This window comes from Kutzneria buriramensis, from assembly GCF_003387475.1.
GTDB lineage: Bacteria > Actinomycetota > Actinomycetes > Mycobacteriales > Pseudonocardiaceae > Kutzneria > Kutzneria buriramensis.
Genome location: NZ_QUNO01000002.1, coordinates 765,567 through 792,118 on the forward strand (window position 1 = coordinate 765,567; position 26,552 = coordinate 792,118).

A 26,552-nucleotide genomic window follows, 5' to 3' on the forward strand; every position below is an offset into this window, starting at 1 on the left:
AGATATTGCTCTCAGATGTCGAGCTGCCTACAGTCGAGGTCCCTGCCCATCTCGTGCAATGACGGACGAGAGGAACACACCGTGACAATCTCCCGCAGGAGGTTCCTGGGCTCCGCCGCCGCGGCGACCGCCCTGCCCTGGCTGGCCCTGCCGGCCGTCGAGGCGCAGGCCGCCAGCCCGGTCGGCGACGTGGTCGGCAAGATCACCGTGGGCTATCAGGGCTGGTTCGCCTGCGTCGGCGACGGCGCGCCGATCAACGCCTGGTGGCACTGGAGCAACGACTGGGGCCAGCCGCCGACGCCCACCAACAACTGGATCAACGTCTGGCCCGACATGCGCGAGTACGCCCGCGGCTACCAGTCGGCGTACGCGAATCTCGGCAACGGCCAGCCCGCGACGCTGTTCTCCTCGTACGACCAGCAGACCGTCGACACGCATTTCGCGTGGATGCGCCAGTACGGCTGCGACACCGCCGCCCTGCAACGGTTCAACCCCAACGGCGGCGAGGGCGCCACTCGCGACGCGGTGGCCGCCCGCGTGCGGTCGTCGGCCGAGAGCCACGGCGTGAAGTTCTACATCATGTACGACGTCTCGGGGTGGACGACCATGCAGTCGGAGATCAAGGCCGACTGGACGAACAAGATGTCCGGCCACGCCGCGTCGTCGGCGTATGCCCGTCAGAACGGGAAACCCGTCGTCGGCATCTGGGGTTTCGGCTTCAGCGACGGCAATCACCCGTGGGACGCCGGCACGTGCCTGGACGTGATCAACTGGTTCAAGGGCCAGGGCTGTTACGTGATGGGCGGCGTGCCTCGCGAGTGGCGTGTCGGCGGCGCCGGCACCCGTACCGGTTTCCTCGACACCTACCATGCCTTCAACATGATCTCGCCGTGGATGGTCGGCGCCATCAGCGACGCCAACGGCTCCGACAACATCTACAACACCATCAACATCGGCGATCAGGCCGACTGCAACAGCCATGGCATCGACTACCAGCCGTGCGTGCTACCCGGCGAGGTCCATGCCCGCCAACGCGCCCACGGCGATTTCATGTGGCGGCAGTTCTACAACATGGTCCGGGTCGGCGCCCAGGGCATCTACATCTCCATGTTCGACGAGTTCGGCGAGGGCAACCAGATCGCCAAGTCTGCCGAGAACTCGTCCATGCTGCCCACCAATTCCGGCATGCTCGCCCTGGACGAGGACGGCACTCCCTGCTCGTCCGACTACTACCTGCGCCTCACCGCCGACGGCGGCCGCATGCTCAAGGGCCAGATCCCTTTGACCGCAACCCGTCCGACACCGCCGGTCGTCGGCTCCGGCGACACCCAGGCCCCATCCGTCCCCAGTGGACTGACCGTCACCTCGCACACCGCCACCACTGTCGGCCTGTCCTGGACCGCCGCCACCGACAACGTCGGCGTCACCGGCTACCGCATCTTCGCCAACGGCGGCCAGGTCGGTTCGTCGGCGACGACTTCGTTCACCGCCACCGGTTTGACCCCCGCGACCTCGTACAGTTTCACCGTCACCGCCCAGGATGCCGCCGGCAATTCCTCCCCTGCCTCGGCGGCCGCCTCCGTCACGACCGATTCCGGTGGCAACCTCGCGCTGAACCGCCCCACCGCCGAGTCCAGCCACACCCAGGTCTACGCCTGCGGCAATGCCGTCGACGGCAACACCGGCAGCTACTGGGAAAGCGCCAACAACGCCTTCCCCCAGTGGCTCCAGGTCGACCTCGGCGCCTCGACGCCGGCCAGCCGCCTCGTGCTCACCCTGCCTCCGCTGGCCGCGTGGGGCGCCCGTACCCAGACCCTGTCCGTTTCCGCCTCCACCGACGGCACCACCTTCACCCCGCTCGTCGGCTCGGCCGGCTACACCTTCGACCCCAACACCGGCAACACCGTCACCATCCCCGTCCCCGCCGGCAGCCGCCGGTACCTGCGCTTGACGTTCACCGCCAACACCGGCTGGCCCGCCGGCCAGGTGTCGGAGTTCCAGGTGTACGCGTGACTCCCGGCCACCGGCCCGGCCGCGGGCCGGTGGCACCTCACCCCATCCACACCGCCTTGGCGTTGCAGAACTCCTTGATCCCCAGGTCCGACAGCTCCCGCCCGTACCCCGAGTTCTTCACGCCACCGAACGGCAGCTCCGGGTACGACGCCACCATCCCGTTCACGAACACCAGACCCGCCTCAAGGTCCCGGGCGAAGCGATCACCTTCCTCGGCGTCGGACGTCCACGCACACGCCCCGAGCCCGAACGCCGTGGCGTTGGCCAGCTCCACCGCCTCCCCGTAACCGTCCACTTTGTACAAAGCGGCGACCGGCCCGAACACCTCCTCGCGATACATCCGCATGCCCTCGCGAACACCCGAGACCACCGTCGGCGGATACCACCACCCGTCCCCCTCCGGAACCTCCCCGCCCACAAGCACCTCGGCGCCGGAGGAAACCGCGTCCCCCACCAACTCCACCACATCGGCCCGGCCCTGCTCCGTCGCCAACGGCCCGACATCCGTCGACTCCAGCATCGGATCACCGACACTCAACTGCGACATCGCCTTCACGAACTCCGCCGCGAACTCCTCGTACACCCCGGCATGCACGATGAACCGCTTGGCCGCGATGCAGCTCTGCCCGTTGTTCTGGCACCGCGCCACCGCGGCGACCTCGGCCGCACGGGCCACATCGGCGCTGGGCATCACCACGAAGGCGTCGGATCCCCCCAGCTCCAGCACCGTCTTCTTCAGACTCTCGCCGGCAACGGACGCCAGCGACCGCCCCGCCGCCTCGCTCCCGGTGAGCGTCGCCGCCCGCACCCGGTCATCCCGAACGACACCAGCCACCCGATCCGACCCGATCAGCAACGTCTGCAACGCACCCGACGGAAAACCGGCGCGCAGGAACAACTCCCCCAGGTACAACGCCGTCTGCGGCACGTTCGAAGCGTGCTTGAGCAGGCCCGCGTTCCCCGCCATCAGCGCCGGCGCGGCGAACCGCACGACCTGCCACAGCGGAAAGTTCCAGGGCATCACCGCGAGCACCACCCCCAGCGGCTGATACCGCACGTACGCCCGCTCCGCTCCCACCGCCGCGGCATCCGCCGGCACATCGGCGAGGTACTCCGAAGCGTGCTCGGCGTAGAACCGCATCGCCTTCGCGCACTTCCCCGCCTCCGCCTGCGCCGCGGCGAGCGTCTTGCCCATCTCGGTCGTCATGGTCCGGGCTATGTCGCCGGCTTCGAGCAGATCCGCGGCCTTCCGGAGCCAGCCGGCGCGGTCGGCGAACGTCGTCCGGGACAGCTCCTCGAAGCCCGCACTGGCGTTCGCGATCCGGTGCTCGACCTCGGCGTCGGTGTGCGGTTCGAAGGTGCGTTCCGTCTCCCCGGTGGCGGGGTTCACCGTTGCGATGGCCATGCCATCGGGTGCCCGGGCACACCCCCGCCAAACGCTCACGCCTGGCGCTTCCGTCCGATCTCGCTCACCATGGTGGGGGGAACGTCAGCCCTGGTCAGCGGCGGGAGGTGGGCCTGATGCGGGCGATGTGGAAGGGGACGGTGGCCTTCGGTCTGGTCGCCATCCCGATCAACCTGTACGCGGCGACCGAGAACAAGGGCGTCTCGCTGCGCCAGGTGCACGAGAGCGACGGCGGCCGGATCCAGTACAGGCGGTACTGCTCGGTGGAGGACGTCGAGGTGCCCTACGCGGAGATCGCCAAGGGCTACGAGATCGAGGACGGCCGGATGGTGGTGATCACCGACGCCGAGCTCCAGAGCCTGCCGCTGCCCACGCAGAAGACGATCGAGGTGCTGGAGTTCGTGCCGCTGGCGGCGATCGACCCGATCTTCTTCGACAAGGCCTACTACCTGGAGCCGCAGAAGTCCGCGGTCAAGCCGTACGTGCTGCTGCGGGACGCGCTGCACAAGTCGGGGCACGTGGCGATCGCCAAGGTGGCGCTGCGCCAGCGCGAGGTGCTGGCGGTGCTGCGCGTGCACAACGACGTGCTGACGATGTCGACGATGCTGTGGCCGGACGAGGTCCGCACGCCGGACTTCTCGTTCCTGCAACAGGACGCGCCGCAGGTGCGGGAGCAGGAGCTGACCATGGCGGGCCAGCTGATCGACTCGCTGGCCGAGCCGGTGTTCGAGCCGGACCGCTACCAGGACAGCTACCGGCAGGCGCTGGAGAACCTGATCGACGCCAAGATCGAGGGCGAGGAGGTCACCACGCCGCCGGGCGTCGAGCAGACGGCCGAGGTGGTGGACCTGATCAGCGCGCTCCAGGCCAGCGTGAACGCGGCCAGCCGGTCGAAGACCCCGGCCAAGTCGTCCCGCAAGCCCGCCGCGGCCAAGGCGGCGGAGAAGAAGCCACCGGCGAAGCGCCGCCCGACCAAGAGCGCCTAATACACCCAAGATCGTTCCCAGCGGCAGCCACCCCTGCCGCGACACGCCGGGCGGTTGTGCGAGACTCTGCGGCCTCGCGGTGGTAGCAAGGAACTCCGTGAGAGTCAATCGCACGGAGGGCGCAACGATGGAGTGCGTGAACTGCACTCGGGGTCTGGACCACTGCCACGGCACGCTGATCGTGCACACGACCGAGTTCACCGAGTGCACCGAGCTGATGTGCGAGGACCTCGACTCCTCGCGGCACCTGGCGGTCGTGGACTGCTCGGCCGTCGACGGCGGCTGTGACTGCGTGTCCGTGCTGGACGAGGAGATCCTCACTCAGCACGACAATGTCGCCTAATTCTGGGTAAGCCTGATCACTCACATCCGCCGGCAGCGGGCGTCGCCGAAGCAGAACACGCCGAACGCAGCGAAGCCGACCGCGACCGCCGTGAGCAGTGCCGGCCCGAACGGCTGGCCGGCCACCGTGTGCAGCGCCTTGTCCAGGCCGCCGGTCCTGTGCGGATCCGCGGTGGCGGCCGCGACCACCGTGAGCACACCGATGATCATGTACGCCACGCCTTTGGTCACGTAGCCGACGATGCCGGACACGAGGACCGCCTTACGTGCACCAGGCGGGAGTAATCCCACGTTCAGGTCCTCCAGGAACTTCCGCGACACCCCGCGATACCCCAGCACGCCGGCCGCCACGCAGATCGCCACCCCCGCCGCGATCACCAGGGCCTGACCGGCCGGCAGCTGAAGCAGCTTGGCGGTGGCGTCCTGCTCGGACTGGTTGCCGGAGCTGCCTCCGCCGCCCACGGTCAGCTTGATCGCGTACGCGGCGATCGCCAGCACCACCACGCCGCGGCCCGCCACCCCGAGCCGACGGCGTAGCCGCTGCTTCTCGTCCTGCATCCAGCGGTAGCCGACCGCCGCCGCCAGCAGCTGCCACAGCCCGAATCCGACCAGCGCGACCGCCAGGATCCATAACAGCACCGCCCCGAACGGCTGGGCCGCGAGCGTGGACACCGCGCCCTTCTGGTCGGCCTCCCCGCCGCCGCCGAACGCGGTCTGCACGGCCAGCCAGGCGATCAGCAGGTGCACGACGCCGTATCCACTCATGCCGAGCCGGCCGAGAACCTGCATCGGCCGGCTCGTCTCGGCGCGCCGCGCCTCCTGCTCCGCTCTGCTCATGCCCGGGGAATTCCCCGGACCAGCGCAGTTCACACGGGCAGGATGCCCCGCACGAAGGCGGCCTGGCCGGCGTGCTGGATGTCGTCGTCGAGGACGCTGACCAGGCGCACACCGAGGGTGACGTGCGGGGTCCAGTTGGTGTCGACGATGCGGTCCAGGTCGGGGTCGGTGAGCTTGGCCAGGTACGCGACGGTGCGCTCGTGCACGGCGTCGTAGTAGCCGGCGAGCAGGTCGGAGCCGACGACCACGCCGGCGACGTCGGCGGGGTCCTGGCCGTAGCCGGTGGCGTCGGGCGAGAAGGGCAGCGCGAAGCGGTCGGCCCAGCCGTCGGCGGTCCAGGCCTGTTCGGTGTCGGCGACCTCGGCGATGTGCGAGTCCTGCACGCGGGTGAGGTGCCAGACGAGCCACGCGATGGAGTTGGCGTCCTCGGCGGCCCGCCAGGCCAGCTGGTCGGCGGACAGCCCGTCCACGACCTCGTGCACGACCTCCTGCACCCGACCGAAGCCGTCGGTGAGCAGCTCGGCGATGTTCACTGTGCCCCCTTCTCGCCGTGCGCCATGAACACGGCGGACATGTCGCTGTCGCCGTGCCCGGCGGCCGCGGCGGCGCTGTACTGCTCGTGCAGCGCGGTCATCAGCCTGTCATCCGCGCCGGCGGCGCGCAGCGCGTTTGCGATCAAGCCCGCATCCTTGACGGCGCCGTCGAGGCTGAACGCGGCGGGGAACTCGCCGGCGAGCATTGCGCGGCCCTTGGCCTGGGCGTAGCCGTTGTCCAGCCCGCCGCCGGCGATGAGGTCCAGGAACAGCTGCGGATCGAGCCCGAGGTTGCGGGTGAGGGCCAGCGCCTGCGCGGTGCCGGCGGTCAGCGACAGCACCCAGGAGTTGGCGGCGAGCTTGAGCCGGTGGCCGTCGCCGGGGTGCGGCCCGACCCAGAGCGTGCGCAGTCCGATGGCGTCGAAGACGGGCGCGACGGCCGGCTCCAGCGACCGGTCGCCGCCGGCGAGGACGATCAGCTTGCCCTCCTCGGCGGGCTGCCGGGTACCGAGCACCGGGGCGTCCACGAACGGCACGTCGTGCTCGGCGGCCAGCGCGGAAAGCGCTTGCACGGCGTCGAGTCCGACGGTGGCGCACTGCGCCCACACGGCGCCGGGCTTCATCGAGCCGATCGCTGACGTCATCACGCCGGCCACCGATGCGGCGTCGAAGAGCATGGTCACGACGACGTCGGCGCCGGCCACGGCGGTCTCCGGGTCCGGTGCGACGGTCGCGCCATCGGCGGCGAGCGGCCGCGCCTTCTCCGGACTGCGGTTCCACACCGTCACATCCAGCCCGGCCCGGATCAGGCTGTGGGCCATGCCGACCCCCATCAGCCCGGTCCCGAGCAGCGTCACTGCCTTCGTCACGACCAGAACTCCTCTCCCCACGCGAGCGGTACAGCTGTACCGCAGCGTCAGCGTCAGCGGCAAGATCGTTGCAAGGCGGGGGCGGCGCCGTATGCCGCGCGAGCGTAGGCCCGTGCCGTGTCCGCGGCTACCCGTTCCCACGAAAATCGCGCACACGCCCGGTCCCGCCCCGCCGCGCCGAACGCCTCGCGCAGCGCGGCATCCGCCAGCGTGTGGCGAACCGCACGCACCAGATCGGCCGGACGCAACGGCGGCACCAGCAGACCGGTCACCTCGTTGACCACGGTGTCGGCCAGCCCGCCGACCGCCGACGCGATCACCGGCACGCCGCAGGCCATCGCCTCCAACGCCACGGTGCCGAAGGCGCTGCGGGCCGGCGGGCACACCACGATGTCGGCGGACCGGTACAGCGCCGGCATGTCGTCGACCGGCCCGAGGAGGTGGAGCCGGTCCTGCACGCCGTAGTGCTTGGCGCACCGCAGCAAGCGCTTGGCCTCCGGGTTGCGGCGCAACGGCCCGCCGGCGACGACCAGCTCGGTGTCGCCGAGCACGCCCAACACGCTGATCGGGAGGTCGAACCGGTTGTGCACGACCAGATCCCCGACGGCCAGCAGCCGGTGCACGGCCCCCCTGCCCGGGCTCGGACCGTGCGGGGTGAACCGCTCGACGTCCACCCCCGGCGGCACCACCGAGATCTGGCTGCGCGGCACGCCCAGCGCCGCCATCCGGCGTACCTGCGCGCTGCCGGGGGCCAGCACGCGGTCGACCCGACGGCACACCAGGCGTTCCAGCCGCTGCACCTCCGCGTCCAGGCTGCCGGGCATCGGCACGGACAGCACCTTGGCGACGGGCCGGGCGCCGACGGCCAGCACGCTCGCCATGCCGGACAGCCAGGAGTGAGCGTGCACGACCTCCGGCGGCTCCGTCGTCCAGGCGTCGCGCAGCCGGTCCACGAGGTCGGCGTCGACGCCGTCGTGACCGTGCACGGCGACCTCGTGTCCCAGCGCGCTCAGCGCCGCCTCCAGCGCGGCGAGCTGCGGCGAGGGCTCGCCGACCATGGACACTCTCACCACCGAGGGCTTTCCGTTGCGGCAGCGGCGCAAACCTGTCCTTTCGGGACGCCGGGAGTGTCCAGGTGTAGGCCGCGCGCGGCGGGGTAGTCTCCGCGCGGAGGTGAGCCCCAAACCGAAATGACGAGCCCAGAACTCACGGTCGACGTGGTGCGGCACGGGAAGGCCACGATCGTCCGGCTGGCGGGTGAGCTCGGGATGCGCTCGGTGCCGCACCTGCGGTCCGCGCTGCTGAAGTGTCTGGCCGACGAGCCGTCCGGGGTGATCGTCGAGCTGGACGGCGCCACCGTCGCCGCGCCGGTCGCGCTGGGTGTGTTCCAGACGCTGGCCCGCCGGGCCGCCGAGTGGCCGGGGGTGCTGCTGGTGCTGGCCGTGGGCGAGGGTCCGATGCGGGACCTGTTGCGCCGCAGCGCTTTGGACCGCACGGTGCCGACGCTGCCCTCGGTTGCCGAGGCCCTGCGGTCCCTCGGCGGCATGCCGCCGCGGCGCCACGCGGAGATCGACCTGCCCGCCGATGCCACAAGTGCCGCGCTGGCGCGGCGTTTCGTCACCGACACCTGCGTGGCCTGGCAGGCCGACGGTCTCGCCGACGACGCCCGCGTCGTCGCCTCCGAACTCGTGGAGAACGCGGTGCGGCACGGGAAGTCCCGCGCGCTGGTGCGGCTGGAGCTGCGCCGCGGGGTGCTCACGATCGCCGTCCGCGACGACCACCCCGCGCCGCCCGAGCACCGCAGCGTCGGCCTCGCGCCGACCGGCGGCCGGGGCGTGTTCATGATCGACGCCCTCGCCCGGACCTGGGGTTTCACGCCCACCTGGGGCGGCGGCAAGGTGGTCTGGGCGGTGCTGGCCGCGCCTCACCCGTAACGGTGAATTGGACCGCTCCCCGCCGGTCCAATTCGGACGGTGGTGCGACGCTGGTGATCCACGCGGAGGAGGTCGCCATGAGAACCGGGCGCGTCCTGACCCTGTCCGTGCTGCTGCTCGCCGCCGCCGCGATCCCGGTCGCCACTGTTCCGACCGGCAGCGCCGGCGCCGATCAGTCACCGCCGCCACCACCCGCGCCCACGCCGCCGCTGCCGGCCGCCGCCGCTGCCGGCGGCTCCAACTACGACTTCTACTACCTCAACGGCTGCTACCGCGAGCCGTACGACGTCATCAACGGCTTCGCCAAGGCGCCGGACCTGATCCGCTACCAGCTCGGGCAGATGCGCGCCGCCGGCCAGGGCCGGCTCACCATCGGCGTGTTCCACCACCACGGCGCCGAGTCCGGCGCGGTGATGGACTCCTCCGGCGGCACGCTGTCCCAGCCGGATATGAAGAATCTTTCCGATCTGCTGGCCGCGGTGAAGGCGGCCGGCTTCGCCGAGGTCACGGTCGCGATGAACCCGCTGTCGCCCAGCAACCCCGGCGGCTGGGACGGCTGGCAGCAGAGCCTGTACGACGAGAACTGGCAGCTCGTGCAGAAGGTCCACGACCTGGTGAAGGCGGCCGGGATGCCGTACCGGATCGACCTGGGCAACGAGCTGACGCCGTCCACCGGGCAGAGCGCGGTCGTCCGCTACGACCAGCAGATGTGGCGGGACTACACCGCGAGGTACGGGCCCGCCGACAGCGTGGGATTCTCCGCCAACAGCAACGATCCCGGCCAGGTCCCCAACGTCGGCAAGGTCTACGGCGACACTCCGCCGCCGGCGTTCGACATCCACGTCTACGGCGACGAGTACAACCAGTTCGTCGGCGACGACCAGCAGCTGCGCCGCCAGGGCTACCGGACGCAGCCGATCATCATCGGCGAGTCCTACTACAACGACCCGGCCGCCGCGGACGGCTTCGCCAAGGCCAGCAAGGACTCCGGCCGGCAGATCCTGTACCTCACCCAGTGGCCCAAGACCCGGGCCAACGCCCCGCAGTGCGACCAGGTGGACGTCGCACCGCCGCTCGACTACTCGGCGTATCGGTCGGCCGGCTTCTGACTTCCCAGCTCTGGGTAGAGTCGGAACGTGCCACACCGCCTCGGCGACTACCTGCGGGCCCGGCGCGAGCAGATCCGGCCCGCCGACGTCGGCCTGCCCGCGGGCGGCGGCCGGCGGCGGGTGCGGGGGCTGCGCCGGGAGGAGCTGGCCCTGCTGGCCGGCATCAGCAGCGACTACTACATGCGGCTGGAGCAGGGCCGGGACCAGCACCCGTCCGGCCAGGTGCTGGACGCGCTGGCCACCGTGCTGCGGCTGGACCCGGAGGCCACCGCCTACCTGCACGAGCTGGCCCGGCCGGTGTCGCCGCGCCGTTCCGACCAGGTGCCGGCCAGCATCCTCCAGCTGATCGACAGCTGGCCGGGCACGCCCGCGTACGTGCAGGACCGGCTGACGAACGTGGTCGCCGCGAACACCGCCGCCAAGGCGCTGGGCGGGTGCTACGCCGTCGGCGTCAACCTGATCACGACCGTGTTCCTGGACCCGTTCGAGCGGGAGTTCCGGCTGGACTGGGACGAGACCGTCGCCGACGGCGTGGCCGTCCTGCGGGCCTCGTTCGGGGCGGAGCTGGACGACCCGGGCCTGCGGGAACTGGTCGACCACCTGTCCGAACGCAGCGAGCGGTTCCGCGAGCTGTGGGCGCGGCACGACGTGAAGGCCCGCGCCGGGCACATGGTCCACTTCGCGCACCCGGTGGCCGGGCGGCTGGACCTGCACAGCGAGAAGCTGCCCATCGCCAGCACCTCGCTGACGCTGGTGGTGTTCCACGCCGAGGCCGGCACCGCCAGTGCCGCCGCGCTGGCCGCCCTCACCGCTGACGACATCATCTCTGGGCAGTCGCCAGCCTAGGTCGGGACGGCTTGTGGCGCAGCGCCGGCTGCTCGACGAACCGCCAGCTCAGCGCGGCCAGCGCCAGCACGATCACCGCGGTGAGCAGCGCGTTGATCACCGACGGCAGCCCGTGCAGCAGCTGCTGGACGGGGAACGCCAGCAGGTAGGTGCCGTACGACAGGTCATAGCCGCCGGTCGGGTGGTGCAGGGCGGTCGGGGCGCGGAAGGCGATCGTGAATGTGAGGGCCGCTACGAACACCAGCGCCCCCACTGGCGCGGCCGGCGTGAACCACAGCGCCGCCCAGGCTACGGCCCCCAGCGCCAGCGTCCACCAGGGTGGCGGGTTCGCGCCGACGAACTCCCGGTACGCCATGCCGACGCCGAAGTACGCGATCGGCACCGCCGCCTGGTAATCGAGCGCCCCCGGCAGCAGCACGCCGTGATAGCCGGTCGCCTCGACGATCAGCGCCACCACGTACAGCAGCGCCGCGACGGCCGCGAGCGCCCATCGGCGGCGCAGCAGGCCGGCCAGGCCCAGCACCGCGACGCCGACGTAGCACAGCACCTCGACGCGGATCGTCCAGAGCGAGCCGTCGACCGCGTTCGGGTACGGGTTGCCCTCGAACACCCCGGGGAGGGTGAACTGGACGGGGATGATCGCCAGGTTGCCGGCCAAGAACTTCCACGTGCCGCCGCTGGCGTAGTACGCGCCGACGCTCAGGCGGGTCACCAGCGGGCCCAGCACCAGCGCCAGGGCCGCCACGACCAGCGCGTACGCGGGGTAGATGCGCAGCGCGCGGCGGGCCGCGAACCGCTTCAGCGACGGGTCGGCCAGCCAGCTGCCGGACACCAGGAAGCCGCTGAGCAGGAAGAACACACCCACGCCGAGGTCGCCGGCGTTGGTGCCGGACAGGAACGTCAGCGGGTCCTCGTGGCCGGTCATCACCCAGCTGTGGCCGACCACCACCAGCAGCGCCGCCACCAGGCGTAGCAGGTCGAAGGCGTTGCCGCGGTGGTTCGTCGTCACGAGGGGGGACCATAGCGACGGCGGCCGCCACCCGATCGGGGTGGGCCCTCGGTCGAAACGCCGCACCGCTGATGCAGAGTTCTCCCATGAGGAAGTGGGTGGTGTCCGCCGGTCTGGGGTTCGCGCAGTCGTGCGCGCTGGTGGGCGTCAGCATGCTGGTGCCGGCCGTCTGGGCCGCCGCCGTGGGGCTGTGGATCTGGTGGGGCGGCAACCCGTGGTCGTGGATCGCGCCGTTCGTCTGGGCCGCCATCGGCACGGTGCTGCTGGCCCGGCCGGTGTGCCGGATGTTCCGCTCCCTGGTGGGTCGCTGGACCGGCACCGTGATCCCCGACGGCTACCGCCGGCTCGGTGCCGTGACGGAGCTGTCCACCGGCTTCTGGTGGAACGGGTACTCCTATTCGAGGACGAGGCGGGACGCCCGGCAGGAGCTCTGGTGGCGGACTCGTTTCACCGACCCGGCCGGCTGGCGCGACCTGCGGTTCGTGGCGATCGCACCAGCGGTCGGCCTGGTCGCCGCGATTCCGTTCGGCGGCATCGTGTTGGCGGTCTTCGTCAATCCGGTGCCGGGCGTGATCGTGACGATCGCCAGTTCGCCCTACGCCTGGCGGATCGTCGTTCCAGCGTCGCGTTTCCTGCGTCCGCCTGCGACCGAGCGCGTGGAGGAGCTCACCGCGCAGCGTGCCGACACGACCGTCGCGCAGGCCGCCGAACTCCGTCGCATCGAGCGGGACCTGCACGACGGCGCCCAGGCGCGGTTGGTGGCGCTGGGCATGTCCCTGGCCACCGCGGAGAGGTTGATGCGGACCAACCCGGACCAGGCCGTGCGGCTGCTGCGCGAGGCGCGGGCCGGCGCGGCGGCGTCGCTGACCGAACTCCGTGACCTGGTAAGGGGAATCTCCCCACCGGTGCTGACCGAACGCGGCCTGGTCGACGCCGTCCGCGCGCTGGCCCTGGACAGCCCGCTGGACGTCACCGTCGAGGCGGATCTCGTGCTGCGCCTGGAACCGCCGGTCGAATCGGCGCTGTACTTCGCGATCGCCGAGCTCCTCACCAACGCCGCCAAACACGCCCGGGCCACGCACGTCCGGATCTCCATCGCCCAGCACGACGGCATCGTCATCGAGGTGACGGACGACGGCCGCGGCGGGGTCGTCGAAGGCGATTCGACCAGGACCGGGGGGCTGGCCGGTCTACGCCGTCGCCTCGCCGTCTTCGACGGTGTCCTGGACGTCACCAGCCCCGCCGGCGGGCCTACCGTCGTCAGGATCGTCGTCGCGGGCTAGCGCTTTGATTCCGGCAGGGCCGCGAGGCCGCGCCGGTGCTTCGCACGGTTGCTGGATTTCGATCGCCGCCACCCGACGCACCCACCAACGGGCTGATGCGGCGTTCGAAATCCAGCAAGGGCGAGGCACCGGTCACGAGCGGCCTCGCCCCCGCGCGGAACGCGCGGCAAGGACACTGTCACGGCCGGATCCAGGGGTTCACGGGGCCCGGCATGCCGGGGAAGATCGGCTGGTCGTCCATCACCGCCGGGTCGTGCTGGCCGGGATCGTGGTCGGGCGGCGGCGGGTGCGGCACCGGGGTCTGCGGCGGGGCGTCGATCTCGCCGCGCCACGCGCCGGTCTCGTGCCCCTGCTCCTCGATGTACTGCTTGAACCGCTGGAGGTCGCCGCTGATCCGGCCGCCCACGATGCCCAGCGCCGCGCCGGCCTTCTCGGTCAGCGTGTCGGGCTCGTACTCCATCTGGAGGCTGACCCGCGTGGAGTGCTCGTCGAGGCGGTGGAAGGTGACCACGCCGCCGTGCGAGGGTCCCTCGACCGTGTGCCAGGCGACGCGCTCGTCCGGGTGCTGCTCGGTGATCTCGGTGTCGAACTCGCGGTGGGCGCCGGCGATGGTGGTCTCCCAGTGCAGCCTGCGGTCGTCGAGCTGGATGACCCGGTCCACGCCCTCCATGAAGTACGGGAAGGACTCGAACTGGGTCCACTGGTTGTACGCGGTGCGCACGGGGACGCGCACATCGACGGACTTCTCGATGGTGGTCATCGCTCGGGCTCCTCTCGTCCACCGGTCGGATACCCGGCATTTCGGCCGTCAATCTCGCGTTTTCCCTAGCCCGGGACGCGGTACCCAGGACGCAGTGGTCCGGGCGCCGGACCGGCGGGTGAAGTGGAGCTGTCGATGTTGAGCCAGAACGAGCGCCGCCAGCTGGAGGAGATCGAACGACGACTGCGCAACGACGATCCCCGGCTGGCCAACCGGCTGTCCGTGGACTGGGTCGTGCGCAAGAGGTGGCTGGTGGTGTCCGCGGGTATTCTCGGCCTCGCACTGTTCGTGCTGGGCTGCGTGTGCGCGAGCGGCACGCTCGCCATCTGGGGTTTCGCGATGGCGGCCGTCGGCTCCGGCCTGCTGATCAAGCACCGCACCCGGAGGCGCAGCTGAGGGAGCGTGATCCGTGCTCGGTGTCCCGGACTCCACCAGGGCACTGCTGTTCGACATGGACGGCGTGCTGACCAAGACCGCCGTGGTGCACGCGAAGGCGTGGCAGCAGGCGTTCGACGAGTTCCTCGCCGGCCGTGGCGAACCCTATGTCCCGTTCGACCCCGTCGAGGACTACGACGAGTACGTGGACGGCAAGCCGCGTGAGGACGGCGTCCGCTCCTTCCTGTCCGCCCGCGGCATCGCGTTCGACGACGACCTGGTGCGCAGGATCGGCAACCACAAGAACGACCTGGTCCAGGAGCTGATCCGCAAGGACGGCGTGGAGGCGTACGAGGGCTCGCGGCAGTACCTGGACGCCGCCGTCGCGGCCGGCATCCCCCGCGCGGTCGTCTCCTCCAGCGCCAACACCACCGAGGTGCTCACCGCCGCCGGGCTGGACGGGTACTTCCAGGCGCAGGTGGATGGAATCGTGTCGGCCGTGCGGCGGCTCAAGGGCAAGCCCGCGCCGGACACGTTCCTCGCCGCCGCCAAGGAACTCGGCGCGGAGCCGGGGCAGGCGGTGGTGTTCGAGGACGCGCTGGCCGGCGTCGCGGCGGGCCGGGCCGGCGCCTTCGGGTTCGTGGTCGGCGTCGACCGGGTCGGCCAGGCGGACGCGCTGCGTGACCACGGCGCCGACATCGTCGTCAAGGACCTGGCGGATCTGCTGTGATCCCGAACCCGGACTTCCTGGTCGAGCCCTGGCGGCTGCGCGAGTGCACGCTGAACCTGGACCTGCTGGCGCAGAGCGAGTCGCTGTTCGCGCTGTCCAACGGCCACATCGGCTGGCGCGGCAACCTGGACGAGGGCGAGCCGCACGCGCTGCCCGGCAGCTACCTCAACGGCGTGCACGAGGTGCGGCCGCTGCCGTACGCGGAGCGCGGCTACGGCAACCCCGAGTCCAGCCAGACGGTCATCAACGTCACCAACGGCAAGCTGATCCGGCTGCTGGTCGACGACGAGCCGCTGGACCTGCGCTACGGCACCACCGTCAGCCATGAGCGCACCCTGGACTTCCGCAACGGCACGCTGGTCCGCGAGATCCACTGGGTCTCGCCCGCCGGCAAGGCCGTGAAGGTCCGCTCCACCCGCCTGGTGTCGTTCACGCAGCGGGCCGTGGCGGCGATCGGCTACGAGGTGGAGGCCGTCGACCAGCCGGTGCGGGTGGTGATCCAGTCGGAGCTGATCGCCAACGAGGAGCTGCCCACCCAGTCTGACGACCCGCGCTCGGCGGCGGTGCTCGAGCATCCGATGAATGCGGTCCTGCACGCGTCCAGCGACGCGAAAGCGGTTCTGGTGCACCGCATCGAACACAGCGGGCTGGGTGTCGCGGCAGCGATGGACCACGTCGTGTTCGGCGACGACGACCTGCCGTTCCGGACCGAGGTGGAGCCTGACCTGGGCAGGTTCTCCGTCGGCGCCCGGCTGGCTCCCGGCAAGCAGCTCGGCTTCGCCAAGTTCGTCGCCTACGGCTGGTCGAGCACCCGGTCCGTGCCGGCGCTGCGCGACCAGGTCGAGGCGGCGCTGGCCGCGGCCAAGGTCACCGGCTGGGAGGCCCTGCAAGCCGAGCAGCGGGAGTTCCTGGACGCGTTCTGGCGGGACGCCGACGTCGAGGTGGACGGCGACGCCGAGATCCAGCAGGCGGTCCGGTTCGCCCTGTTCCACGTGTTGCAGGCCGGGGCGCGGGGCGAGCGGCGGGCGATCGCCGCGAAGGGCCTGACCGGCCCCGGCTACGACGGGCACGCGTTCTGGGACACCGAGATGCTGGTGCTGCCGGTGCTCACCTACACGTACCCGGAATCGGTCGCGCATGCCCTGTGGTGGCGGCACGACACCCTGTCGCTGGCCCAGGACCGCGCCAAGCAGCTGGGGTTCGAGGGCGCGGCGTTCCCGTGGCGGACGATCACCGGCGCGGAGTGCTCGGGCTACTGGCCGGCCGGCACGGCAGCCTTCCACCTGAACGCGGCCGTCGCGGCGGCCGTCACCCGCTACGTGAGCGCGACCGGCGACGAGGACTTCGCCGCCACGGCCGGCATCGAGCTGCTGGTGGAGACCGCACGGCTGTGGCGGTCGCTGGGGCACCACAACAGCGAGGGCCGGTTCTGCATCGACGGCGTGACCGGCCCCGACGAGTACAGCGCCATCGCGGACAACAACGTCTACACGAACCTGATGGCCAAGCGGAACCTGCTCGCCGCGTACGACTACGTGCACCGGTTCCCGGACCGGGCCCGCGAGCTGGGCGTCGGCGAGGAGGAGGCGGCGGCCTGGCACGACGCCGCCAAGGCGGTCATGGTGCCGTACGACGATTCGCTCGGCGTGCACCCGCAGTCCGACGGCTTCACCCGGCACCAGGAATGGGACTTCGCCCGCTCGAAGTACCCGCTGCTGCTGCACCACCCGTACTTCGACATCTACCGCAAGCAGGTGGTCAAGCAGGCCGACCTGGTGCTGGCGATCATGCAGTGCCCGGAGGAGTTCACCGCCGAGCAAAAGGCCCGCGACTTCGACTACTACGAGCGCATCACCGTGCGGGACTCGTCGCTGTCGGCGTGCGTGCAGGCGGTGGTGGCGGCCGAGGTCGGGCAGCTCCAGCTGGCCCACGACTACACCGCCGAGGCGGCGCTGATGGACATCGCCGACCTGGAGCACAACACCTCCGACGGCGTGCACATCGCGTCGCTGGCCGGCGCGTGGATCGCGCTGGTCTTCGGCTTCGGCGGGCTGCGCCAGGACGGCGGCATGCTGACGTTCACGCCCCGCCTGCCGCCCGGCCTGTCACGGCTGCGGTTCACCGTGCGGCAGCGGCAGTCCCGGCTGCGCGTGATCGTCACCCCGGACACCGCACGGTACGAGGTGGATGGTCCCGACGAGCTCACGATCGTCCACCATGGACACACGGTGCGCCTGGACACCGTGCAGGAGCTGGCGATTCCGCCGGCGCCGCGGGTCCGGCCGAGCGGGCAGCCGCCGGGACGGGCCCCACGCCGACGGGACCCGTCCACGGAGGAGGACGGCTGACATGGGCTGGGACGACCTGAGCCCGCACCGCCGGCGTCAGCTGGCGGCGCTGGGCTTCGTGCAGATCCTGCTGGCCCTGGCCGCCTGGCTGGATCTCGCGATCCGCCCGGCCGCCCGGGTGCGCGGCCCGAAGTGGGCGTGGACGCTGGTGATCGGCGTCAACTTCGTCGGGCCGCTCGCCTACTTCGGCTGGGGCCGGCGAGCCTCACCGGGCGATCTTCGCGACGGTGAGGTCCGCTTTACTGATCAGTGATCGATCGGTCACCGAGCGCCATACACGCCCTGCTCCACTGTGACGCGCACAGCGACGGACGAACGGAGCAGTCCGCTCCGTCCGCCGGCTCACAGCGACAGCGGGGAGCTGACACGTGGCGACACGAATCTCCTTACGACGCGAGCAGGTGGTGGCGGCCAGCCTGGTCGGATCGGTGGTCGTGCTCCTGGGATTCGCCTCCGGGCTCGGCCTTCACCACACCACGAGCGCCGCCGCGGCGCCGCCGACGACCACGACGCCCGCACCACCCGCCGCCACTGACCCGCCCGGTGGCGACCAGCCCGGTGAGGGCGGGTACCAGCCCGCCGGCTACGTCGGAACCGGCGGCCAGCAAGGCGACATCCCTTACCCGGCAACGACGACAGCGGCGCTGCCGACCGTGACGGCCACGTCCGCGGCCCCGACGACCACGTCGTCCGGCACGACCGCCACCAGCGCGCCGACCTGCACGCCCGGGCTGGTGCCGCAGGTCGTCGGCGTGGTCACCACCGGAGTACAGGGCCTTCCCCTGCTCGGCCCCGTGGTCTCCGGCGTCGGCCTGCCGCCGCTGGTGGACTCGCTGCTCGGCTCGTGCCCGACGACGTCCACCACCACGCCGACCGCCACCACCACGCGGTGAACGTCGACGCGGCACGGTCCTGGTACGTGCTCGCCAGGCTCGTCGACTACCTCGGCATCGCCCTGTTCGTCGGCGGCAGCGGCTTCGTCGCCATGCTGTGGCCGACGGGCAGCGCCGTGCGCGCCACGCGACGGGTGATCGTCACCGGCTGGCTGCTCGGCGTGGCCGGCGCGCTGGCCACCATCGTGCTCGAAGGCGTCTGGGCCGGCGGCGGCCCGATCGGCTGGCCGCTGGTGGCCAAGGTGCTGGCCACCGACTTCGGCCGGGTCTGGCTGGTGATCCTGCTGCTCTGGGTGCTCGGCGGCGTGGTGCTCGCGGACCTGTTGCAGCGCAAGGAGAACGCCGCCCGGTCGATGGCGTGGCGGATCGGCGCGATCGCCGTCGGGCTGGGCCTGCTGCGCGCGGTCGGCCTGACCGGGCACACCTCCGACTCCGGCGCCGCGCTGGTGGAGGTCGCCGACCTGGCGCACCTGCTTGGCATGGCGCTGTGGATCGGCGGCCTGGCGGTGCTGCTGTTCGGCGTCCTGCCCCGCCGGCGGCCGGACGAGCTGGCCCAGGTGGTACCGCGCTACTCGCGACTGGCGCTGATCAGCGTCGGCACCGTGGTGCTGGCCGGCGCGGTGCTCGCCTGGAACTCGCTCGGATCGCTGAACGCCCTGCTGCACACCAACTACGGCCACATCCTGCTGGTCAAGATCGGTGTGTTCGCGGTCGTGCTCGCCGCGGCGCAGGCGAGCAAGAGCTGGGTCGGGCGGCGGCTGGACTTCGCCGTCGTGCTGCGCGGCGACGCCCGCACGGTCCGGCCGTTCGTCTACTCCGTGACCGCGGAGACCGTGCTCGTGGTGTTCGTCCTGCTCGCCGCGAGCGTTCTCGTCACGGCCAGTCCCGGCCGCTGACGTCCCCACCGAAAGGAAACCGAAGTGGACCAACCGCCCCTGTCCGCGCGCCGGCGCAGCCTGCTGCTGCCCACGCTCGCGGTGCTCGCCGTGGCCGGATCGATCTTCGCGCTGACCGCACTGCGCGCGGATGACCAGCGCACGGCCAGCCCGGAACCGGTCGCCCAGACGGCCGCCCTGCCCGCCTCGGTGGTGGACGCGCAGAAGGCCGCCGTCGCGCACTACTCGCCGGCCACGGAGTCCTCGGCGATCGCCGTGGACATCAAGAACTATGCGTTCAGCCCGGCCAGCCTCACGGTGTCGATCGGGGACACGGTGACGTGGACCAACGAGGACACCGCCCCGCACACGGTGACCGTCACCGACGGGCCGGAGAAGTTCGCGTCGCCGACCCTGCAACAGGGCCAGACCTTCAGCTACACCTTCACCAAGGCCGGCACGTACTCGTACTACTGCGCCGTGCACCCGGACATGAAGGCGAGCGTCACGGTCCAGGGCTCGACTCCCCCGACCACCACCACGACCCCGCCGCCGACCACCACGACGACGATGACCATGCCGACGTCCAACCCGGGCGGCGGATGCGCGGTGAAGGAGGCGCTCGCCCCGTTCATCGCCCACCTCAAGGCGGCACACCTGGAGGAGTCGCTCGGCCAGCAGGTCACCGACGCGCTCAACCTCGACCAGTACATCAAGACGCACACCGTGCTGATCGAGAACATGCTCACGCCGGTCCTCAACGGTGACGCCGACCAGTCGGTGAAGGACGTGCTCTCGCCGCTGCTGGCCCATCTCAAGGCGGCCCACCTAGACGAGTCACTAGGCCAGCAGGTCACCGACCTGCTGAACGTGGACCAGTACGTCAAGACGCACACCGTGTTGGTGGAGAACATGCTCGAGCCGGTGTTCAACCAGCTGACCTGCTGATCGGCGGTCCGCAGCGGTCAGCGTGGCCCGCTGCGGCCCTTCCCCCGGACCGAAAGGACCCTCATGCCCGACACCGCGGTGCTGCCGGTCGGCGAGCGCACTCCCCTGCCCCCTCCCGGCTCGTACCGACTCGCCGGCTGCGCCCTCGAGTGCACGCCGTTCCCCTTGCTGCACCGACGGATCCGGCCGACCGGCGGCGAACTGGTCGTCGCCGACGAGACCACGCTGACGCTGACGGACCTGATCACCGCGACGGTCACCGTCGAGGATCGGCGTCGACTGCGCGTCACCGGCTGGCTCGACCTGCGCGGCCGGCGGCACACCCTCCGGTTGACCGGTCGCGTCGTGCACGTCGACGACGACGGCGTGGTGTTCGCCGCCACCGGCACGGCGGTCGCCGCCGGCCGCCGCCGGATCCGTGTCGACGCCGCTTCGGAGTTCGTCCGATGACCCGCCGGCTGCTTTCCGCGTTGCTGGTGCTGCCTTTCCTGGCGGTGCTGGCGCCCGCGCCGGCGGTCGCCGCGACGCAGGCCGTCACGATGGCGCAGTACGCGTTCGCGCCGGCCGCGATCACCGTGCACGTCGGCGACACCGTCACCTGGACCAACCAGGATCAAGCGCCGCACGACGTCACCACGACGAGCGCCCCGGTTCCGCTCCACTCGCCGACGCTGTCCACCGGACAGTCGTGGACGTACACGTTCGGCCAAGCCGGCACGTACGCCTACATCTGTTCCATCCATCCCGACATGAAGGCGCAGATCACCGTGCTGGCCGCGCCCCCGACGACAACGCAGCAGCGGACCGTGCCCACCACCACTGCCACGCACCGATCGGTCGGCGGCGGCGCGCCCGTCCAGGCCGTGCCTCCGACCACGGGCGCGCCACCTCTCACCACTACCACGATGCCTACGCCGACACCCACCCAGGCAACGCAGGAGATGCCGGCGATGGCACAGGTCGAGCAGTCCAGTCTGGACCCGATGCTGCTGGTCGCCGGCCTGGTCGCCGCGGTGGCGACGCTGTGTCTGCTGCTGATCGCCTCACGGGCTGCCGACTAGGCGGCGGGTCCCGTCGGCGAGTTCGGCGCAGAGCGTGCGGATCTCGGCGATGCCGGTGTCGACATCCGGCGCGTCGAGCATCCGCCGCACGATCGCCGAACCGACGATCACGCCGTCCGCGAAGGAGGCCACCTCCGCCGCCTGCCGGCCGTTCGACACGCCCAGCCCCACGAACACCGGAAGTTCCGTCGCCGCACGGATTCTGGCCACCAGGTCCTGGCCGCTCACCTCGGACCGCATGCCGGTGACGCCCATGGTCGACGCCGCGTAGACGAATCCCGTGCTGGCTCGGGCGATCTCGGCGACCCGCTTGTCCGTCGAGCTCGGCGCGGCGACGAAAACGCCGGCGAGGTCGTGCTTGTCGGCGACCTCCCGCCACGGCAGCGAGTGCTGCACCGGCAGGTCCGGCAGCACGCAGCCCGCCCCGCCGGCGTCGGAGAGCCGCTGCGCGAACCGGTCGATCCCGTACTGCTCGATGGGATTCCAGTACGTCATCACGAAGATCGGCACGCCGGTGGCGGCGGCGACCCGTTCGACCGTGCGGAGCACGTCCTCGGTGCGGGTGCCGTTCTCCAGCGCCTTCGTCGCGGCGGTCTGGATCGCCGGCCCGTCCATCACCGGATCCGTGTACGGCAGGCCGATCTCCAGCGCTCCACACCCGCTTTCGGCCATCGCCGTCAGCGTTCGGACCGCGCCGTCGACCGTCGGGAAGCCGGCCGGCAGGTAGCCGACGAGGGTCTTCTCGGTGCGCGAGAAACCACTGAAGGAGGACATAGGGCTCACTCCCCCACCAGCTCGAAGTACTTGGCGGCCGTGTCCATGTCCTTGTCGCCGCGGCCGGACAGGTTGATCAGCACCACGTCGCCCAGGCAGGCCCCCAGCTTGACCGCGCCGGCCAGCGCATGGCTGGACTCGATCGCCGGGATGATGCCCTCGGTCCGGGCCAGCAGCCGCATCGCGTCCATCGCCTCGGCGTCGGTGACCGGCACGTACTCGGCGCGCCCGATGTCCTTGAGATACGAGTGCTCCGGCCCGACGCCGGCGTAGTCGAGGCCGGCGGAGATGGAGTGCGTCTCGATGGTCTGACCGTCGTCGTCCTGGAGGAAGTACGAGCGGGACCCGTGCAGGACACCCACCCGGCCCTCGGCGAACGTCGCCGCGTGCCGGCCGGTCTCGACGCCGTCACCCGCCGCCTCGCAGCCGATCAGCCGCGTGTCGTCGTCCAGGAACGGGTGGAACGCGCCGATCGCGTTGGAGCCGCCGCCGACGCAGGCCAGCACGGCGTCCGGCAACTGCCCGGTGCGGCGCTGGATCTGCTCCCGCGCCTCCACGCCGATGACCCGTTGCAGGTCACGGACGATCGTCGGGAAAGGGTGCGGGCCGGCGGCCGTGCCGAACAGGTAGTGGGTGGAGTCCACATTGGCCACCCAGTCGCGGAACGCCTCGTTGATGGCGTCCTTCAACGTGCCCGATCCGGTCGGCACGGAAACCACTTCCGCGCCGAGAATCCGCATCCGCGCCACGTTCAGCGCCTGCCGCTCGGTGTCGAGCTTTCCCATGTAGACGGTGCAGTCGATGCCCAGCAGCGCGCAGGCCGTCGCCGTCGCGACGCCGTGCTGGCCGGCGCCGGTCTCCGCGATGACGCGGGGCTTTCCCATGCGCTTGGCCAGCAAGGCCTGGCCCAGCGCGTTGTTCAGCTTGTGCGAGCCGGTGTGGTTGAGGTCCTCCCGCTTGAGGAAGACCCGCGCGCCGACCGACTCCGCGAAGCGCGGCACCTCGGTCAGCGGGGTGGGCCGGCCGGCGTAGTCGGCCAGCAGGGTGTTGAGCTCCGTGGCGAAATCCTCGTCGCCACGGGCCTTGTCGTAGGCGACGGCGAGCTCGTCGATCGCGGCGACCAGGGCCTCGGGCACGTACTGGCCGCCGAAGCGGCCGAAGGCGCCCGTCCCGTCGCCGACGGCGGGATGGAAGAACATATGGGGTTTTGTCCTTACGGGTGAACGGATGGGGGCCGACGATTCGTCAGCCGTGCCATCGCATCCCGCGGACCTGCCCGGGCTCGCAGCCGATGTGGTAGCGCACCCGGCGCCCCTTGATCCGACGCGCGGGCGAGCGGGAGCCGCGGGGGGCTCCGCCGAAGCGCACGTCGTTCGTCATGAGCCGGAGGTTAATACCGTGACCGTCGGCCGCACAACCGGTTCCGGGTTGCCTGTGCGTGCGCTCACGGGGATGGTGGTGCCATGGAACGGGACGGCGTCAACCTGACCAACCTCGACCAGCAGCTGTTCGAGGGGGCCGAGGCGACCAAGGGCGACCTGGTCGACTACCTCGACGCCGTGCATCCGCAGTTGATCGCCGCGCTGGCCGACCGGCCGCTGTCGGTGATCCGCGCGCTGCGCGACCAGCCGCCGTTCATGCAGAAGAACCTGCCGAAGTACACGCCCGAGTGGGTGCGGCGGCAGCCGATCTGGGCCGAGGCGTCCAAGCGCGAGATCTCCTACGCGCTGTGCAACGACCGGCGGACGCTGCTGTGGTTCGCCAACCAGCGGGCCGTGGAGTACCACCCCACGCTGTTCCGCCTGGACCAGTGGGCGCATCCCACGCACATGGTCCTGGACCTCGACCCGCCCGCCGGCGACTCGTTCGGGCTCGTCGTGCGGGCCGCGCACCTCATCCGCCAGGCGCTGTCCGACTGCGGACTTTCCGGGGCGGTCAAGACCAGTGGCTCCAAGGGCGTGCACATCTTCGTGCCGATCGAGGGTTCCGTCGAGGACGTCGCCGCCGCCACCCGGGCCGTCGCCGCCCGCGCCGAGCGCCTCGACCCCCAGCTGGCGACCACCGCCTTCATCGTCGAGGACCGCCACGGCAAGGTCTTCCTCGACTCCACCCGTGCCGGCGGCGCGACCGTGGCCGCCGTCTACAGCCCCCGCCTCCGCCCCGGCGTCCCCGTCTCCTTCCCCGTCGCCTGGTCCGACCTGGACGACGTCGCCCCCGCCGACTTCACCATCCGCACCGCCCCCGCGCTGCTGGGATCGTCCGACCCCTGGTCGGCGGCCATGCCGCCCGTGCAGCCCCTCCCCGAAGACCTGGTCGCCGAGGGCCACACCATCCCCGTGGCCCGCGTCCAAGCCATGCACGAAGGCAAACGCCGCGCCCGAGCCCGCCGCCCCTGAACCCCCGCGAGTCGCGCTCTCAGACACAACGAATGTAGGTTTCCGGCACACCCACGCGAGTCCCGCCGAGCGTGACACCGCTTTGCGGTTTCGGGCAGATCGAGCCAACCTGGCCGCCCCGCCTGAGGGAACCTCAATTCCGCTTGCCCGCCTCGCTACCCTCAACGGGTGGACTATCGGCGGGAAATCTTCTCCTACCTGGAGCGGTCCGAGGGACTCGTGTTCACGCCGGGTCGCCGGAGCGACCAGTTCATCGTGAGCTCCAACTCGGGCGGCGGCTTTCTCTACGAGCCGGTGCTCACCGTCGCCGAGGACCTGCTCGAGGAATACCTGCGCGATTACAGCCAGGACCTCCTGGACCACCCCGACCCGATGGCCGACGCGCTGTCGATGACCGAGATCCACATGGCGGAGTACCTCGGGACCGATCACGGCGACGGCCTGAACGCGACGGTCGCCCTCGGTTTTCGCCGCGTCCGGCGCGGCAAGGTCGAGTTCTTCCTGGAGCAGGCCCCTCAGTGGGGCACGACCAACGTCAGGTAGACCATGCCCAGCACGCCCCGCCAGCCCTTGAGCCGCCACGTCCGCTGCCGGTCGGCCCCCGCTCGGGCCTCCTCGTCGTCGGGCCGCTCGAGCAGCCGGCGCTCCCGCGCCAGGGCGTGGCCGGACTCGAACTCGTCCCACTCGTCCTGGTTGGCCTGCGACAGCCACAGCAGCCGGTAACCGTGCTCCATCGCCAGGTCGACGAGCTCGGCGACCGACCCGTACTCCTCCCGCGTCATCGGCATCACGGCCAGCTGCTCGGCCGTGGGCTCCCGCTCCCAGAACCCCTCGCCGAGCAGCAGCCGCCCGCCCGGCCGCAGGATCCGCCGGCCGGCCTTCAGGGTGTTCACGGTGCTGTCGGTCGGCTCGCCGCCGAAGACGTGCGTCGCCCCGTTGACGATCAGCACGTCGGCCTCCCCCGACCACGCGCCGGCGTCGCCGACCTCCAGCGTCACCCGATCGGCGAGTCCCCGCTCGGTGGCCCGCTTCTGTCCATGGGCGATGGCCTCCGCGTCGAGGTCGACGCCGTGCCCGGTGGCACCGGCGGCGACGGCCCGCAGCAGCAGCTCGGCCCAGCCGCAGCCGAGGTCGACCACGTGCTGGCCGTCGAGCGGCCCGAGTGAGCGAATCAGCAGGTCGGCGCGGTACGAGGACATCGGCCCGTGGAACACCAGGTCGTCATGCAGGGGAGGCAGCGTCATGATCCAAGCCTCGCCACGGCCGCAACCGGTTTTCAGCCGGTGACGACGGCGACGACCGCGGTTCCCGCCGGGAAAACGCCCGTCCGGACCCGGTCGAACACGCCGTGCAGCATCTTCGCCACGTACACCCAATCGAGGGTCACGTCGTGCCGTTGCCGGAAATCGGCCACGAATTCGTCCAGCGCGGGGGTGCGTTTCGCGTAACCGCCGAAATGGGATTCGACGTCGATGGCCCAGTTGCCGGTCTCCGCGCCGAACGCGTCGATCTGCAGCCGCCGGACGTCGCCGGCCAGGAATTCGCCGCCCTTGAGCGCGGAGAAGCCCAGCGCGCGCTGCCCCGGCCGCAGGCCCGCGGCCAGGCCGGCCAGCGTGCCGCCGGTGCCGCAGGCGCAGCACAGCACGTCGAAATCCGGCGCGATCTCGGCCGGCAGCTCCTGACATCCCTGGAGCGCCAACGCATTCGTGCCGCCCTCGGGCAGCAGGTAGAAGTCGCCGAACTCGTCGGCGAGCGCCGCCAGCACGTCCGGCTCGGTCTTGCGCCGGTAGGTCGTCCGGTCCAGGTAGGCCAGCCGCATCCCGTGCTTGACGGCCCGCGTCAGCGAATCGTTGAGCGGCAGGTGCTCCTCGCCCCGGACGACGCCGATCGTGTCGAATCCGTAGCGGGCGCCCGCCGCGGCCGTGGCCCGGATGTGGTTGGAATAGGCGCCGCCGAACGTGAGCAGCGTGTGGTGCCCCTGCTCGCGGGCGGCGATCAGGTTGTACTTCAGCTTGCGCCACTTGTTGCCGGGGATGTCGGGGCTGATCAGGTCGTCCCGCTTGAGGTAGAGGCGGACGTCCCGGGCGCGCAGCCGCTCGTCGCGCAGCTCGGTCAGCGGGGAGGGAACCTGCACCGCGCAACTCTACGGCCACCCGTCCGTGTCGGCCGGAGGCGAAATGTCAGACCCGGCTGCGACGATGCCCAGGTGTCGGGATGACCCCCGTC

The 26,552-nt window shown here is 71.1% G+C and carries 30 protein-coding genes; 18 read left to right on the plus strand and 12 right to left on the minus strand.

Going from position 1 to position 26,552, the window contains the following annotated elements; translation table 11 throughout:
- Nucleotides 1-81 precede the first annotated feature (81 nt).
- Nucleotides 82-2,013, plus strand: coding sequence for a discoidin domain-containing protein (locus BCF44_RS08080; protein ID WP_116173481.1), 1,932 nt, complete (start codon nucleotides 82-84; stop codon nucleotides 2,011-2,013).
- A 37-nt stretch (nucleotides 2,014-2,050) separates the two neighbouring features.
- On the opposite strand, the gene BCF44_RS08085 is transcribed toward BCF44_RS08080, so the two are convergent.
- Nucleotides 2,051-3,418 carry an NADP-dependent succinic semialdehyde dehydrogenase gene (locus tag BCF44_RS08085; RefSeq protein ID WP_116173482.1) on the minus strand — a complete coding sequence of 456 codons (1,368 nt, stop codon included), beginning with the start codon at nucleotides 3,416-3,418 and terminating at the stop codon, nucleotides 2,051-2,053.
- Nucleotides 3,419-3,534: 116 nt separating this feature from the next.
- Here BCF44_RS08085 and ku point away from each other — a divergent pair, with 116 nt between their 5' ends.
- Complete coding sequence (ku, locus tag BCF44_RS08090; protein WP_116173617.1) at nucleotides 3,535-4,404, plus strand: non-homologous end joining protein Ku; 870 nt, start codon at nucleotides 3,535-3,537, stop codon at nucleotides 4,402-4,404.
- A gap of 127 nt (nucleotides 4,405-4,531) precedes the next feature.
- Nucleotides 4,532-4,747, plus strand: a complete 216-nt coding sequence (locus BCF44_RS08095; RefSeq protein ID WP_116173483.1) for a hypothetical protein — start codon at nucleotides 4,532-4,534, stop codon at nucleotides 4,745-4,747.
- Between the two features lie 20 nt (nucleotides 4,748-4,767).
- On the opposite strand, the gene BCF44_RS08100 is transcribed toward BCF44_RS08095, so the two are convergent.
- Genes BCF44_RS08100 through BCF44_RS08115 form a run of 4 tightly spaced genes read right to left on the minus strand, consistent with a single transcriptional unit; the run spans nucleotide 4,768 to nucleotide 8,058 of the window.
- Nucleotides 4,768-5,583: a DUF1206 domain-containing protein gene (locus BCF44_RS08100; RefSeq protein WP_116173484.1), complete on the minus strand. Its 816-nt coding sequence runs from the start codon at nucleotides 5,581-5,583 to the stop codon at nucleotides 4,768-4,770.
- A gap of 29 nt (nucleotides 5,584-5,612) precedes the next feature.
- A complete protein-coding gene (locus BCF44_RS08105) occupies nucleotides 5,613-6,116 on the minus strand; it encodes a mycothiol transferase (RefSeq protein ID WP_116173485.1) in 504 nt (167 codons plus the stop codon).
- Nucleotides 6,113-6,985, minus strand: a complete 873-nt coding sequence (locus tag BCF44_RS08110; RefSeq protein WP_116173486.1) for an NAD(P)-dependent oxidoreductase — start codon at nucleotides 6,983-6,985, stop codon at nucleotides 6,113-6,115. The genes BCF44_RS08105 and BCF44_RS08110 overlap by 4 nt, the downstream gene beginning before the upstream one ends.
- A 53-nt stretch (nucleotides 6,986-7,038) precedes the next feature.
- Nucleotides 7,039-8,058 (minus strand): glycosyltransferase, encoded by a 1,020-nt coding sequence (locus tag BCF44_RS08115; protein ID WP_147328431.1) that lies wholly within the window; start codon nucleotides 8,056-8,058, stop codon nucleotides 7,039-7,041.
- 117 nt (nucleotides 8,059-8,175) lie between these two features.
- On the opposite strand from BCF44_RS08115, the gene BCF44_RS08120 reads away from it, so the two are divergent.
- From BCF44_RS08120 to BCF44_RS08130, 3 genes are all read left to right on the plus strand, one after another.
- Nucleotides 8,176-8,919 (plus strand): ATP-binding protein, encoded by a 744-nt coding sequence (locus BCF44_RS08120; protein WP_116173488.1) that lies wholly within the window; start codon nucleotides 8,176-8,178, stop codon nucleotides 8,917-8,919.
- A gap of 77 nt (nucleotides 8,920-8,996) precedes the next feature.
- Nucleotides 8,997-10,028 (plus strand): hypothetical protein, encoded by a 1,032-nt coding sequence (locus BCF44_RS08125; protein ID WP_147328432.1) that lies wholly within the window; start codon nucleotides 8,997-8,999, stop codon nucleotides 10,026-10,028.
- Between the two features lie 27 nt (nucleotides 10,029-10,055).
- Nucleotides 10,056-10,874, plus strand: coding sequence for a helix-turn-helix transcriptional regulator (locus tag BCF44_RS08130; RefSeq protein WP_116173490.1), 819 nt, complete (start codon nucleotides 10,056-10,058; stop codon nucleotides 10,872-10,874).
- On the opposite strand, the gene BCF44_RS08135 is transcribed toward BCF44_RS08130, so the two are convergent.
- On the minus strand, nucleotides 10,849-11,883 hold the full coding sequence (locus BCF44_RS08135) for an acyltransferase family protein (protein WP_170217393.1): 1,035 nt from the start codon (nucleotides 11,881-11,883) through the stop codon (nucleotides 10,849-10,851). The two genes, BCF44_RS08130 and BCF44_RS08135, sit on opposite strands and share 26 nt — an antisense overlap.
- 86 nt (nucleotides 11,884-11,969) lie before the next feature.
- Here BCF44_RS08135 and BCF44_RS08140 point away from each other — a divergent pair, with 86 nt between their 5' ends.
- Nucleotides 11,970-13,166 carry a sensor histidine kinase gene (locus BCF44_RS08140; protein ID WP_116173492.1) on the plus strand — a complete coding sequence of 399 codons (1,197 nt, stop codon included), beginning with the start codon at nucleotides 11,970-11,972 and terminating at the stop codon, nucleotides 13,164-13,166.
- Nucleotides 13,167-13,344: 178 nt separating this feature from the next.
- Here the strand turns inward: BCF44_RS08140 and BCF44_RS08145 are convergent, their stop codons facing one another.
- Complete coding sequence (locus BCF44_RS08145; RefSeq protein WP_116173493.1) at nucleotides 13,345-13,926, minus strand: SRPBCC family protein; 582 nt, start codon at nucleotides 13,924-13,926, stop codon at nucleotides 13,345-13,347.
- A 135-nt stretch (nucleotides 13,927-14,061) separates the two neighbouring features.
- Here BCF44_RS08145 and BCF44_RS08150 point away from each other — a divergent pair, with 135 nt between their 5' ends.
- The 9 genes from BCF44_RS08150 (at nucleotide 14,062) to BCF44_RS08190 (ending at nucleotide 21,156) form a co-directional block, all read left to right on the plus strand.
- Nucleotides 14,062-14,322 carry a DUF3040 domain-containing protein gene (locus BCF44_RS08150; protein ID WP_147328433.1) on the plus strand — a complete coding sequence of 87 codons (261 nt, stop codon included), beginning with the start codon at nucleotides 14,062-14,064 and terminating at the stop codon, nucleotides 14,320-14,322.
- 13 nt (nucleotides 14,323-14,335) lie between these two features.
- Complete coding sequence (locus BCF44_RS08155) at nucleotides 14,336-15,031, plus strand: beta-phosphoglucomutase family hydrolase (RefSeq protein ID WP_116173495.1); 696 nt, start codon at nucleotides 14,336-14,338, stop codon at nucleotides 15,029-15,031.
- Entirely contained in the window at nucleotides 15,028-17,379 is a 2,352-nt protein-coding gene (locus BCF44_RS08160) for a glycoside hydrolase family 65 protein (RefSeq protein WP_116173496.1), read from the plus strand. Before BCF44_RS08155 ends, BCF44_RS08160 begins: the two co-directional genes overlap by 4 nt.
- A gap of 1 nt (nucleotide 17,380) precedes the next feature.
- The gene (locus BCF44_RS08165; protein ID WP_116173497.1) at nucleotides 17,381-17,632 is read left to right on the plus strand and encodes a PLDc N-terminal domain-containing protein; all 252 of its coding nucleotides are present in this window, start codon (nucleotides 17,381-17,383) and stop codon (nucleotides 17,630-17,632) included.
- Nucleotides 17,633-17,747: 115 nt separating this feature from the next.
- Nucleotides 17,748-18,272: a hypothetical protein gene (locus tag BCF44_RS08170; protein ID WP_147328434.1), complete on the plus strand. Its 525-nt coding sequence runs from the start codon at nucleotides 17,748-17,750 to the stop codon at nucleotides 18,270-18,272.
- Nucleotides 18,224-19,168 carry a copper resistance D family protein gene (locus tag BCF44_RS08175; RefSeq protein WP_246014884.1) on the plus strand — a complete coding sequence of 315 codons (945 nt, stop codon included), beginning with the start codon at nucleotides 18,224-18,226 and terminating at the stop codon, nucleotides 19,166-19,168. The genes BCF44_RS08170 and BCF44_RS08175 overlap by 49 nt, the downstream gene beginning before the upstream one ends.
- Before the next feature lie 24 nt (nucleotides 19,169-19,192).
- A complete protein-coding gene (locus tag BCF44_RS08180) occupies nucleotides 19,193-20,095 on the plus strand; it encodes a cupredoxin domain-containing protein (RefSeq protein ID WP_116173499.1) in 903 nt (300 codons plus the stop codon).
- A 63-nt stretch (nucleotides 20,096-20,158) separates the two neighbouring features.
- The gene (locus tag BCF44_RS08185) at nucleotides 20,159-20,545 is read left to right on the plus strand and encodes a hypothetical protein (protein WP_116173500.1); all 387 of its coding nucleotides are present in this window, start codon (nucleotides 20,159-20,161) and stop codon (nucleotides 20,543-20,545) included.
- Nucleotides 20,542-21,156 carry a cupredoxin domain-containing protein gene (locus BCF44_RS08190; RefSeq protein ID WP_116173501.1) on the plus strand — a complete coding sequence of 205 codons (615 nt, stop codon included), beginning with the start codon at nucleotides 20,542-20,544 and terminating at the stop codon, nucleotides 21,154-21,156. Before BCF44_RS08185 ends, BCF44_RS08190 begins: the two co-directional genes overlap by 4 nt.
- Here the strand turns inward: BCF44_RS08190 and trpA are convergent.
- The 3 genes from trpA to trpM are packed head-to-tail and all read right to left on the minus strand — an operon-like array spanning nucleotide 21,139 to nucleotide 23,310.
- Nucleotides 21,139-21,930, minus strand: coding sequence for a tryptophan synthase subunit alpha (trpA, locus tag BCF44_RS08195; RefSeq protein ID WP_116173502.1), 792 nt, complete (start codon nucleotides 21,928-21,930; stop codon nucleotides 21,139-21,141). The two genes, BCF44_RS08190 and trpA, sit on opposite strands and share 18 nt — an antisense overlap.
- Before the next feature lie 5 nt (nucleotides 21,931-21,935).
- Nucleotides 21,936-23,129: a tryptophan synthase subunit beta gene (trpB, locus tag BCF44_RS08200; RefSeq protein ID WP_116173503.1), complete on the minus strand. Its 1,194-nt coding sequence runs from the start codon at nucleotides 23,127-23,129 to the stop codon at nucleotides 21,936-21,938.
- Between the two features lie 46 nt (nucleotides 23,130-23,175).
- Nucleotides 23,176-23,310, minus strand: a complete 135-nt coding sequence (gene trpM, locus BCF44_RS59125; protein WP_256449361.1) for a tryptophan biosynthesis modulator TrpM — start codon at nucleotides 23,308-23,310, stop codon at nucleotides 23,176-23,178.
- Between the two features lie 83 nt (nucleotides 23,311-23,393).
- On the opposite strand from trpM, the gene BCF44_RS08205 reads away from it, so the two are divergent.
- Both BCF44_RS08205 and BCF44_RS08210 read left to right on the plus strand, forming a co-directional pair.
- Entirely contained in the window at nucleotides 23,394-24,326 is a 933-nt protein-coding gene (locus BCF44_RS08205; RefSeq protein WP_116173504.1) for a DNA polymerase domain-containing protein, read from the plus strand.
- Nucleotides 24,327-24,494: 168 nt separating this feature from the next.
- The gene (locus BCF44_RS08210; RefSeq protein WP_116173505.1) at nucleotides 24,495-24,869 is read left to right on the plus strand and encodes a hypothetical protein; all 375 of its coding nucleotides are present in this window, start codon (nucleotides 24,495-24,497) and stop codon (nucleotides 24,867-24,869) included.
- Here BCF44_RS08210 and BCF44_RS08215 read toward each other — a convergent pair.
- Together BCF44_RS08215 and BCF44_RS08220 are read right to left on the minus strand one after the other, a co-directional pair.
- Nucleotides 24,842-25,570, minus strand: coding sequence for an SAM-dependent methyltransferase (locus tag BCF44_RS08215; protein ID WP_116173506.1), 729 nt, complete (start codon nucleotides 25,568-25,570; stop codon nucleotides 24,842-24,844). The genes BCF44_RS08210 and BCF44_RS08215 overlap by 28 nt on opposite strands.
- Before the next feature lie 32 nt (nucleotides 25,571-25,602).
- Entirely contained in the window at nucleotides 25,603-26,460 is an 858-nt protein-coding gene (locus BCF44_RS08220) for a 1-aminocyclopropane-1-carboxylate deaminase/D-cysteine desulfhydrase (RefSeq protein ID WP_116173507.1), read from the minus strand.
- Nucleotides 26,461-26,552 lie beyond the last annotated feature (92 nt).

What these genes read in the sequence shown, in the direction of transcription:
- BCF44_RS08085 (WP_116173482.1), bottom strand. Translation starts at nt 3,418, where the DNA reads ATGGCCATCGCAACGGTGAACCCCGCCACCGGGGAGACGGAACGCACC.
- ku (WP_116173617.1), top strand. Translation starts at nt 3,535, where the DNA reads ATGCGGGCGATGTGGAAGGGGACGGTGGCCTTCGGTCTGGTCGCCATC.
- BCF44_RS08095 (WP_116173483.1), top strand. Translation starts at nt 4,532, where the DNA reads ATGGAGTGCGTGAACTGCACTCGGGGTCTGGACCACTGCCACGGCACG.
- BCF44_RS08100 (WP_116173484.1), bottom strand. Translation starts at nt 5,583, where the DNA reads ATGAGCAGAGCGGAGCAGGAGGCGCGGCGCGCCGAGACGAGCCGGCCG.
- BCF44_RS08120 (WP_116173488.1), top strand. Translation starts at nt 8,176, where the DNA reads ATGACGAGCCCAGAACTCACGGTCGACGTGGTGCGGCACGGGAAGGCC.
- BCF44_RS08125 (WP_147328432.1), top strand. Translation starts at nt 8,997, where the DNA reads ATGAGAACCGGGCGCGTCCTGACCCTGTCCGTGCTGCTGCTCGCCGCC.
- BCF44_RS08140 (WP_116173492.1), top strand. Translation starts at nt 11,970, where the DNA reads ATGAGGAAGTGGGTGGTGTCCGCCGGTCTGGGGTTCGCGCAGTCGTGC.
- BCF44_RS08145 (WP_116173493.1), bottom strand. Translation starts at nt 13,926, where the DNA reads ATGACCACCATCGAGAAGTCCGTCGATGTGCGCGTCCCCGTGCGCACC.
- BCF44_RS08150 (WP_147328433.1), top strand. Translation starts at nt 14,062, where the DNA reads ATGTTGAGCCAGAACGAGCGCCGCCAGCTGGAGGAGATCGAACGACGA.
- BCF44_RS08165 (WP_116173497.1), top strand. Translation starts at nt 17,381, where the DNA reads ATGGGCTGGGACGACCTGAGCCCGCACCGCCGGCGTCAGCTGGCGGCG.
- BCF44_RS08185 (WP_116173500.1), top strand. Translation starts at nt 20,159, where the DNA reads ATGCCCGACACCGCGGTGCTGCCGGTCGGCGAGCGCACTCCCCTGCCC.
- BCF44_RS08190 (WP_116173501.1), top strand. Translation starts at nt 20,542, where the DNA reads ATGACCCGCCGGCTGCTTTCCGCGTTGCTGGTGCTGCCTTTCCTGGCG.
- trpA (WP_116173502.1), bottom strand. Translation starts at nt 21,930, where the DNA reads ATGTCCTCCTTCAGTGGTTTCTCGCGCACCGAGAAGACCCTCGTCGGC.
- trpB (WP_116173503.1), bottom strand. Translation starts at nt 23,129, where the DNA reads ATGTTCTTCCATCCCGCCGTCGGCGACGGGACGGGCGCCTTCGGCCGC.
- trpM (WP_256449361.1), bottom strand. Translation starts at nt 23,310, where the DNA reads ATGACGAACGACGTGCGCTTCGGCGGAGCCCCCCGCGGCTCCCGCTCG.
- BCF44_RS08205 (WP_116173504.1), top strand. Translation starts at nt 23,394, where the DNA reads ATGGAACGGGACGGCGTCAACCTGACCAACCTCGACCAGCAGCTGTTC.
- BCF44_RS08215 (WP_116173506.1), bottom strand. Translation starts at nt 25,570, where the DNA reads ATGACGCTGCCTCCCCTGCATGACGACCTGGTGTTCCACGGGCCGATG.